8 protein-coding genes are annotated in these 9,074 nt (G+C 73.0%); 1 reads left to right on the top strand and 7 read right to left on the bottom strand.

Annotated elements, in window-relative coordinates; all coding sequences use genetic code 11:
• Nucleotides 1–33: 33 nt before the first annotated feature.
• From BKE38_RS09155 to BKE38_RS09140, 4 genes are all read right to left on the bottom strand, one after another.
• Nucleotides 34–807: a hypothetical protein gene (locus BKE38_RS09155; protein ID WP_076957014.1), complete on the bottom strand. Its 774-nt coding sequence runs from the start codon at nucleotides 805–807 to the stop codon at nucleotides 34–36.
• Between the two features lie 305 nt (nucleotides 808–1,112).
• Entirely contained in the window at nucleotides 1,113–2,630 is a 1,518-nt protein-coding gene (gene gpmI, locus BKE38_RS09150; protein WP_076957013.1) for a 2,3-bisphosphoglycerate-independent phosphoglycerate mutase, read from the bottom strand.
• 324 nt (nucleotides 2,631–2,954) lie between these two features.
• Nucleotides 2,955–3,977, bottom strand: a complete 1,023-nt coding sequence (locus tag BKE38_RS09145) for an ABC transporter substrate-binding protein (protein WP_076957012.1) — start codon at nucleotides 3,975–3,977, stop codon at nucleotides 2,955–2,957.
• Between the two features lie 168 nt (nucleotides 3,978–4,145).
• Nucleotides 4,146–5,084, bottom strand: coding sequence for a TIM44-like domain-containing protein (locus tag BKE38_RS09140; protein ID WP_242662296.1), 939 nt, complete (start codon nucleotides 5,082–5,084; stop codon nucleotides 4,146–4,148).
• A gap of 349 nt (nucleotides 5,085–5,433) precedes the next feature.
• On the opposite strand from BKE38_RS09140, the gene BKE38_RS09135 reads away from it, so the two are divergent.
• Entirely contained in the window at nucleotides 5,434–6,315 is an 882-nt protein-coding gene (locus BKE38_RS09135) for a lysophospholipid acyltransferase family protein (RefSeq protein WP_076957011.1), read from the top strand.
• A 22-nt stretch (nucleotides 6,316–6,337) separates the two neighbouring features.
• Here BKE38_RS09135 and BKE38_RS31935 read toward each other — a convergent pair whose 3' ends face one another.
• From BKE38_RS31935 to xseA, 3 genes are all read right to left on the bottom strand, one after another.
• Nucleotides 6,338–6,577 carry a hypothetical protein gene (locus BKE38_RS31935; RefSeq protein WP_076957010.1) on the bottom strand — a complete coding sequence of 80 codons (240 nt, stop codon included), beginning with the start codon at nucleotides 6,575–6,577 and terminating at the stop codon, nucleotides 6,338–6,340.
• Between the two features lie 111 nt (nucleotides 6,578–6,688).
• On the bottom strand, nucleotides 6,689–7,546 hold the full coding sequence (locus tag BKE38_RS09125; protein ID WP_076957009.1) for a M23 family metallopeptidase: 858 nt from the start codon (nucleotides 7,544–7,546) through the stop codon (nucleotides 6,689–6,691).
• Nucleotides 7,543–9,024, bottom strand: coding sequence for an exodeoxyribonuclease VII large subunit (xseA, locus tag BKE38_RS09120; RefSeq protein ID WP_076957008.1), 1,482 nt, complete (start codon nucleotides 9,022–9,024; stop codon nucleotides 7,543–7,545). The genes BKE38_RS09125 and xseA overlap by 4 nt, the downstream gene beginning before the upstream one ends.
• Nucleotides 9,025–9,074 lie beyond the last annotated feature (50 nt).

The following is a 9,074-nucleotide window of genomic DNA, read 5'->3' as shown; positions in this document are numbered from 1 at the left end:
GGGGCTGACCCCGCGCGCCCCGGCGGGCCCCGCCTAGGTCAGGCCGCGGGCCGGGCCGCCGGCGCCGCTGTCGCCGAAATCGCGCGACAGCGTGCCGGCCACGGGGACGGCGCGGCCGCCGCTGGCCGAGGGCGCCGGGCCCGGGGCGGGCAGCGCGGCCTGGCGGGCGGCTTCCAGTTGCCGGGCCTGCTCGCGCCGCTCGACCGCGGCCTGCTCGCGGGCGAGCGCCTCGCGCTGGGCGGCGTCGCGGGCGGCGCGCTGGCGGGCGGCCAGCGCCTCGGCCTCGCGCTCGGCCTGCAGCCGGGCGGCGCGCTCGGCGGCGGCGCGCTCCCGCTCGGCCCGGGCCTTGGCCTCGGCCTCGGCGCGGGCGCGGGCGCGCTCCAGCCGCTCCATCATCTCGCGCAGGTCGCCGGCGCGGGTGGCGGTGGCGGCAGCCTCGCGGGCAGCCTCCTTCTCCTCCTCGGCCAGGGCGCTGCGATGGGTGCGGGCCTGGGCCAGCGCCGCCTCCACCGCCGCCGCCGCGGCGCGCACCTCGGCGCGGGCCTCGGCCAGATGCGCGGCCTCGGCCTCGGCGCGGCGGCTGGCCTCGCCGGCGACCAGCTGGGCCTGGCGCAGCGCCTCCGCCTCGGCCGAGAGGTAGCGGGTCAGGCTGCGCAGCACCAGCGCGCCGCGCAGCGCATCCTCGGGCGAGCCCGGCACCGCCAGCAGCGTCTCGGACGGATACTGGCTCAGCCGGCGCATCAGCGGCACCAGCGGGGCCAGGGCCTGGGCGCGGCGGCTGAGATCGACGATGGCGGCGTCGCGCACCTTGGCCGCCTCGGCGGCGGCGCCTTCGGCGGCATCGGCGGCGGTGTCGGCGGCGACCGCCCGGCGGCCGGCCTCGGCGCGCTGCTGGGCCAGGGCGCGCTCGGCCTCGGCCGCGGCGCGGGTCGCCTCGGCGGCGGCGCGGGCGGCGGCCTGGGCCTCCTGCGCCCGCGCCTCGGCGTCGCGGAGGCTTCTCTCGGTCGGCGCGGCGCGGTGTCCCTGGGCCAGGACCGGACCCGCCAGCAGCAGGGGGAGGAGCAGCGCCGCCCCCTGCCAGGCGCGGCCTCTGCCCCGGGGCAGGGGCTGGATCAGTCGATCAGGCTCCGCCCGGTCATCGCCGCGGGCTGCGCCAGGCCGAGCAGCGCCAGCAGGGTCGGCGCCACATCGGCCAGCCGGCCCTCGTGCAGCCTGGCCCCCGCCGGGCCGCCGACCAGCAGGACAGGGACGACGTTGGTGGTGTGCGCGGTATAGGGGCCGCCGGTGGCCGGGTCCTTCATCAGCTCGGCATTGCCGTGGTCGGCGGTGACCAGCAGGGCGCCGCCCTGGGCGGTGACGGCGGCCTCGATCGCCCCCAGCCCGGCATCGACCGCCTCGCAGGCGCGGATCGCGGCGTCCAGGCTGCCGGTGTGGCCGACCATGTCGGCATTGGCGAAGTTCAGCACCACCAGGTCGAATTTTTGCGAGTTGATGGCGGCAACCGCCTTGGCGGTCAGCTCGGGGGCCGACATCTCCGGCTGCAGGTCGTAGGTCGCGACCTTGGGGGAGGGGACCATAATCCGCTCCTCGCGGGGATAGGGGGTCTCGACGCCGCCATTCAGGAAGTAGGTGACGTGCGGGTATTTCTCCGTCTCGGCCATGCGCAGCTGGGCCAGGCCGGCCTTGGCGACCACCGCGCCCAGGATGTCCTGCATCGATTGCGGCGCGAAGAGCGTGGCCAGATGCGAAGCGAGCTGGGTCGAATACTCGGTCATCATGGCGGCGCCGGCGAAGGCCGGGCGGCGCGCGACGAAGCCGTCGAAGCCCGGCAGCAGCAGCGCGGCCATGATCTGCCGCACCCGGTCGGCGCGGAAGTTGAAGCAGAGCAGCCCGTCGCCGTCCTTCATGCCCGCATAGCCGCCGATGACGCTGGCCGGGATGAATTCGTCGGTCTTGCCGGCCTGGTGCGCAGCGGCGATGGCGGCGGCGGCGCTGGCGGCCGGGGCGCCGACGCCCTCGACCATGGCGTCATAGGCCTGGCGCACCCGCTCCCAGCGGTTGTCGCGGTCCATGGCGAAGTAGCGGCCGGTGACGGTGGCGATGCGCGCGCCGGGCGGCAGCGCCGGCTCGAACTCGGCGAGGTAGGCAGGGCTGGCCTCCGGCGGCGTGTCGCGCCCGTCGGTCCAGAGATGCAGCGCCACCGGCACCCCTGCCGCGGCGAAGGCCTTCGCCAGCGCCAGCGCATGCCGCTGGTGGCTGTGCACGCCGCCGGGCGAGAACAGCCCCATCAGGTGCAGCGTGCCGCCGCTGGCCTTGAGCTTCGCGACCAGCCTCGTCACCGCCGGCAGCGCGGCGATGCTGCCATCGGCGACCGCCGCGTCGATCCGCGGCAGGTCCTGCATCACCACGCGCCCGGCGCCAAGATTGAGGTGCCCGACCTCGGAATTGCCCATCTGCCCGTCCGGCAGCCCGACATCATGCCCCGAGGTGTGCAGGAAGTTCCGCGGCGACGTCGCCCACAACCGGTCGAAGCAGGGCGTCCGCGCCTGCAGCACCGCATTGTCGGCGCTGTCCTCGCGCCAGCCCCAGCCGTCCAGGATGACGAGCATGACGGGCTTGGGTCGGGACATGGCATCTCTCCGCGTGGTTTTGCCGAGGGATAGACCTTTTGGGGGGGATCAGAAAGTCAGGAAGATCAAGGGTTGAAGACTGGGGGAAGAATGAATTCTTCCCCCAGGCCCCCATCATTCTTTTCTTTCAACGGCCGTTCGATGACCTGCTCTTCAACGAGAACGACACCAGGGCAGCACGGCGGGACGCATTTTCATGAAAACGGCGCTCGCCTACAGGTCGCGCTGACCTGAGGCCGTTTCACGTACTGTCTCCACGTGGACACGGCAGTCCGAAAGAAAAAAGAAGGGGTCCAGGGGAATTCATTCCCCTGGCCTTTCTCTTCAAGCCGGAATCTGCAGATCCGACGCCGGCGGCAGGAACTGCGGCAGGTACATCTCGCCCGCCTTCAGCTCGGTGGTGATGGCGAAGGCGCCGCGGATGGTCTCGATGGCGGCCTGGACCTGGGCTTCGGGCAGGTTGCCGTAGCCGCCGGACAGGGCCTGGGGCGTGCGGATGAAGCCGAAGTTCGCCATCATCCGGGCCTTCTCCACCTCGCGCGGGGTCGTGGCGTCGCGCTTCACCAGGGCGGCGATGGCGGCGTCGGGGTCCTTCCAGGCGGCGTCATGGCCGCGGGCGATGGCGCGGATCATGCCGGTCACCACCTTCGGGTTGGCTTCCGCATGGCTGCGCTTGCAGAGGAGCGCGGTCGACAGCAGGGCGACCCCGGCATCCGAATAGCGCAGCGAGACCACGTCCGACTGCTGGATGCCCAGGCTGCGCAGGCTGAACACGCCGGAGACCTCGAAGCCGGTGATGGCGTCGGCCTCGCCGCGCACCAGCATGGGCTCGCGCAGCTGTGGGGTGACGGTCAGCCAGTTGATGGTCGAGGCGTCGATGCCGGCGGCCTTGGCATAGGCGGGGAAGAGCTGGCGGGCCGAATCGCCCTCGGGCCCGGCCAGCTTGCGGCCTTCCAGCTGCTTCGGCGTGGTGATGCCGCTCTTCTTCAGGGTCATCACCGCCAGCGGGCTGCCCTGCTGGATGACCATGGTCGCCACCAGCTCCGGCGCCTGGCCGGACAGGCGCAGGCGGATGGCCGGCGACAGGTCGGCGATGCCGAAGTCATAGGCGCCGCTGGCCACCTTCACCGGCGTGTCGCCGGAGCCGAAGCCGCGGTCCATCGTCACGTTGAGCCCTTCCTCGCGGAAGAAGCCGCGCTCCAGCGCCAGCAGGAAGGGCGCCTGCGGGCCCTGGAAGGCCCAGTCGAGGCAGAACTTCACCGGGGTCAGCGACCCTTGGGCGCGCAGCACGGCCGGGGTGGCGAGCAGCAGGCCGGCTGCGGCCAGGCCGCGGCGGGTGAGGGTCATGGTGTCGGTGCTCCCGGAACGGCGGCGTCTTGGAATGGCGCGCTTTATGACGAGCCGGCCGGGGCGGTTACAAGCGCGAAAGGCCCGCCGCCAGAAAGCCGGGCATGAAAAAAGGGCGCGGCCTGCGCCACGCCCTTTTCCAGTCTACCGTCCCGAAGCCGTCCGGCGTCAGCCGGGCTGCTGGATCGCCGACAGCTGCCAGGCGCCGCGGCCCTGGCGGCGGAAGGTCCAGTGCTCGACCGCCTGGCTGCGCTGGTCGGCGCTGCCCTCGACCACCCGGCCCTGGTTGTCCAGGGTGATGTCGATCAGGCTGAAGCGCATGGCCACCGTCGCGTAGTCGACGCCGTTCTCGGTCCAGGCCTCGGACAGGTCGCCCTGCTCGAGCTTCACGTCGCGGGTCTCGTTGCGCCAGCCGCGGGCGTCGAGGTCGCGCAGGTCCTGGGCGAAGTAGCCGGCCATTTCCGCCGTCGCCAGGCGCTGCAGCGTCGCCTCGTCGCGCCGCGACCAGGCGGCGTTGACGTCGTAGAGCATGCTCTCGAAGGCGCTGAAATCCTGCGGCGAGATCTGCAGCGGGGTGGCGCGCGGGGCGGCGCCGCCCATGGCCGCCGGACGGGCGTCCTGCTGCATGTCGCGGTTCATGGCGTTCGGATTCGGGCCGCCGGCCATGGCGGGCTGCTGGCGGTTGCGGAACAGCTTCATGGCGAAGCGGACCAGCAGCACGATCAGCGCCACCTGGATCAGCAGGCCGAGCACGCCGCCCAGCCCCGAGATGCCGCCGAACAGCCCGTTGCCGAACAGCAGGCCGCCCAGGCCGACGCCGATCAGGCCGCCCAGCATGGCGCCGCCGAAGCCGCCGAACATGCCGCTGCGCGCCGGCTGGCCGGGGGCGGCCATGCCGGGACGCGCCGCCTGCTGCTGCGGCGTCGTGGTGCGCTCCATCGGCCGCGCGCCCTCGGGGGCGGTGCGGGTGACGGGCGGCGGCGAATAGGTGCGGCTGCCGCGGCTGCCGGCGCTGGAGCCGCCGCCGGGGCGGGCTTCCGCCAGGGCGGGACCCAGGATCAGGGCAAGGGCGGCAAGGCCGGCGAGCAGGCGGGCTCGTCCGCGCATGAGTCGATTCCTCCGGGTCTTCATCATCGTCCGATCATATAGGCATTACCGGCGTGTAATCCATGGGTATGAATCGCGTCCTCACGGCGGGCAGGCCAAAAGGACTCACGCTGCCGTGAACAACGCAGGATCATGGCATGCGGATGCGCCGGATGAGCAACGAAGCCAGGATTTTTTTCTTGCCGCCAGCGGGCGGTGCCGCCTGCCTGATCCGGGCGCAAGGCCCGGCCGGGTCCGGGCTGCCCGGTCTTCGATGCTGGCCAAAGCGGCGGCGATCGCGCATAGCGCCGGCGGCCGGCGGAATGGGCGCGGCGAAGGATACCGGACGGATGCAGCAGGAACCGGGCGCATGACGCTGCGCTGGCGGCTGGAAGCCTGGGGGGCGCGCATCGCGCTGGCGCTGGCGCGGCGCCTCGGCCTGCGGGCCGGCTCGGCGCTGGGCGGCGCGGTGACGCGGGCGATCGGGCCCTGGCTCGGCGTGTCGCGTGTCGGGCGGCGCAACCTGGCGCTGGCCTTCCCCGAGCGCGACCCTGGCTGGCGCGAGGCGGTGCTGAAGGACGCCTGGGAGAATCTCGGCCGCAGCATGATGGAGCTGCCGCACCTGCCCGGCCTGCCGCAGACCGAATCAGGCCCTGGCTGGGAGCTGGTCGGCGCCGGCAACATGCCGCCCGGGGCCAAGCAGCTGGTCTTCTTCTCGGCGCATATCGGCAACTGGGAGGTGCTGCCGCTGGCGGCCCAGGCCTTCGGCCTGACCATGGGCAGCCTGTACCGCGCGCCGGACAATCCGCTGGTCGACGCGGTGGTGCGGCAGATGCGCGAGGGGGGCGCGGAGCTGCCGCTGTTCCCGAAGGGCAGCCGCGGCGCCCGCCAGGCGCTGAAGCATCTGGCCGGCGGCCAGGCGCTGGGGCTGGTGGTCGACCAGAAGCTGAACGAGGGGATCGAGCTCGACTTCCTCGGCCAGCGGGCGATGACCGCGACCGCGCCCGCCGAGCTGGCGCTGCGCTTCGGCTGCCCGCTGATCCCGGTCCATGTGCAGCGGATCGAGAAGAACCGTTTCCGCGTGGTGGTGGAGCCGCCGCTGGCCTTCCCCGCCACCGGCGACAAGGCCGAGGACATCCGCATCCTGATGCAGCGGGTCAACGACCATATCGGCGCCTGGATCCGCGACCGGCCGCAGGACTGGCTGTGGCTGCACCGGCGCTTCCCGCGCGAGCTCTACCGCCGGAAATAGGGCGGCTTCAGCCCACCCTGCCTCAGCCCACGACCAGGATGGCGCCGGCGGCATAGAGCCGCTCGCGCAGGCCCGGATCGGGCGCCAGCACCACGACCCGCGGGGTGCGGTGGCGCCATGCCGAGGCGCTGACCCGGCGCGGCGCCGCCGAGGCCAGTTCGGCGTCGTCGAACAGGGCGACCACCGGCGATTCGATCAGCCCGGCATTGCGCAGGGTGTCGTGCGGGGCCGAGGGGCGGGGCAGGGGCGCGGAAAGGGTCATGGCGGCGCTCCCAATGCCGCCAGCATGCTTACCGCTTGATGAAGGTGCCGCGGAATTTTGGTGGCGTTTCCGCTGGGTGGGGATTTCTCACCGCGCGGCTCACCCCGCGGCTCACCCTTGGGGCGGCAGCAGCGGATGCGGATCCAGCGCGGTGGTCAGCCAGTTCATCCCCAGATGCAGATGCGGCCCCGTCACCCGGCCAGTCGCCCCGGTCTGGGCGATTCGCTGCCCGCGGGCAATGGTCGCGCCATTCGCCACCTCCAGCACCGAGAGATGTGCATAGAGGCTGACCACCCCATGCCCGTGGTCGAGCAGGATGGTGTTGCCGGTGAAATACAGGTCCTCGGCCAGGACGACGCGGCCGGCGCCCATGGCGTGGCAGGGCGTGCCCGTCGGCACCGCGATGTCGAGGCCCAGATGCGGCGCCCGCGCCTCGCCGTTCAGGATGCGCTGGCTGCCATAGACGCCGCTGATGCGGCCGCGCGCCGGCCAGACGAAGCCTTCGGCGAAGTGGGGCAGGGCGCTGTCGATCTTGCGCACCGCGGCGATGCGCTCGCGCTCGGCCTTGATCCGGGCCAGCTGCTGCGGGTTCGGGCTGACCATGGCCTGGGGCAGGCCGGTCAGGCGCTGGATGTCCCAGTCGCGCTTCTGGATGGCGAGCTCGCGGATCTCCTGGCGGCCGTCGGGGGCAATGGCGACCAGCCGGGCCGAGGGGCCGGCATCGCGGCCGAAGCCGATGACGAACTGCCCGTCGGGGGCCACCGAGACGGCGCGGCTGTCCAGCGTCACCCGGCTGCCCGGCGGCACCTTTCCCAAGGCCATGCCGCCCTGGGTCAGGCCTTCGTCGCCCAGCGTCAGCAGGCGCGGCACGGTCGGGCCGGTGGTGCGGCCCTCGCTGCGCTGGGCCTCGGCGCCTTCGCAGCCGGCCAGCAGCAGGGCGGGCGCGGCCAGGATCAGGCGGCGCCTCACAGCAGCGACCCCTGCGCGGCCTTCTTCGCGGCGGGCCTGCGCGGCTTCCTGGCCGCGGGATCGGAGAAAGTGTCGGCGGTGACCATGCGGTTGCCATCCTGCAGCGTCAGTTGCAGCCGGTCGCCCTCGGCGATCGCGGCTGCGGTGGTGACGGGCCGGCCATCCTCGTGCCGGACCAGCGCGAAGCCGCGCGCCAGCACCCCCTGATAGGAGGCGCCGTCCAGCCGCGCGGAAAGCCCGGCGAGGCGCAGCTTGGCCTCGCGCAGCCGCGAATCGATGCGCGCCGTCGGGTCGGGCAGGCGGTGCAGCGCGTTCTGCCGGCGGTCCAGCAGCCGGCGCAGCGCGGCGCGCGAATGCGCCTCCGCCAGGCCCAGCGCGTGGCGATGCGCCGCCAGCGTCTCGCGCGGATGCAGCAAACGGGGTGCGAGGGCGTCGAGCTGGCGGCGCTTGGCGGAAAGGTAAGCGCGCGGCGCCAGGGAGAGGCGCTCGCCGCGGTCGTCCAGCCGCTGGCGGGCGGCGCCGACCAGGCCGGGCAGGTCGGGCATCCGCGCCTCGATGCGCGACAGCCGCAGCCGGGCGCGGTCGGTGGCCACCTGGCCGGATTGCAGCAGCCGCGCCGCCGTCTGCGCCAGGGCGGCCATCATCTCGGCCCGCGAGGGAACCGCCAGTTCCGCCGCGGCGGTGGGGGTGGGCGCGCGGCGATCGGAAACAAAATCGATCAGGGTGGTGTCGGTCTCGTGGCCGACGGCGGAGATCAGCGGGATCGGGCAGGCGTCGACGGCGCGGAGGACGGCCTCGTCGTTGAAGGCCATCAGGTCTTCCAGGCTGCCGCCGCCGCGCGCGACGATCAGCACGTCGGGCTGCGGCAGATGCGCCGGCAACCGGGAAAAGCCCTCGATGGCGGCGGCGATCTGCTCGGCGGCGCCCTGGCCCTGGACCGGCACCGGCCAGAGCAGGATCTGCCGCGGGAAGCGCCGGGCGACGGTGGTGCGGATGTCCTGGATCACCGCGCCCTTCTCGCTGGTGACCACGCCGATCACCTGCGGCAGCGTCGGGATTTCCTTTTTCCGCCCTTCGTCGAACAGGCCCTCGGCGGCCAGCTTCTTGCGCAGCGCGTCGATGCGGGCCAGCAGCGCGCCTTCGCCGGCATATTCCAGCCGGTCGATGATCAGCTGGTAGTCGGAGCGCTCGCCATAGGAAGACACCTTGCCGGTGGCGACGACCTCGACGCCGTTCTCCGGCTTCAGCGACAGCCGCGGCACGGCATAGCGCCAGATGATGCCGCGGATCTTGGCGCCCTCGTCCTTCAGCGCCAGGTAGATATGGCCGGAGGGATAGGCCTTCAGCTCGGTGATCTCGCCGCGGATGCGGATGCGGGCGAATTCGCCCTCCAGCGTGCGCTTGATGGCGGTGCTGATCTCGCTGACCGAGAATTCCGGCGTGTTGCTGCGCGGTGGCGCTTCGGCGTCGCTGTCCATCGGGGCGGCAGACTAGCCCCCGGGACGGCGGGGGCCAAGGCCAGGGCCCG

It is taken from the genome of Teichococcus deserti, assembly GCF_001982615.1.
GTDB classification, from domain to species: Bacteria; Pseudomonadota; Alphaproteobacteria; order Acetobacterales; family Acetobacteraceae; genus Pseudoroseomonas; species Pseudoroseomonas deserti.
Note: the sequence above shows the minus strand (reverse complement) of the source record. Positions and strands in the feature narration are given on the sequence as shown.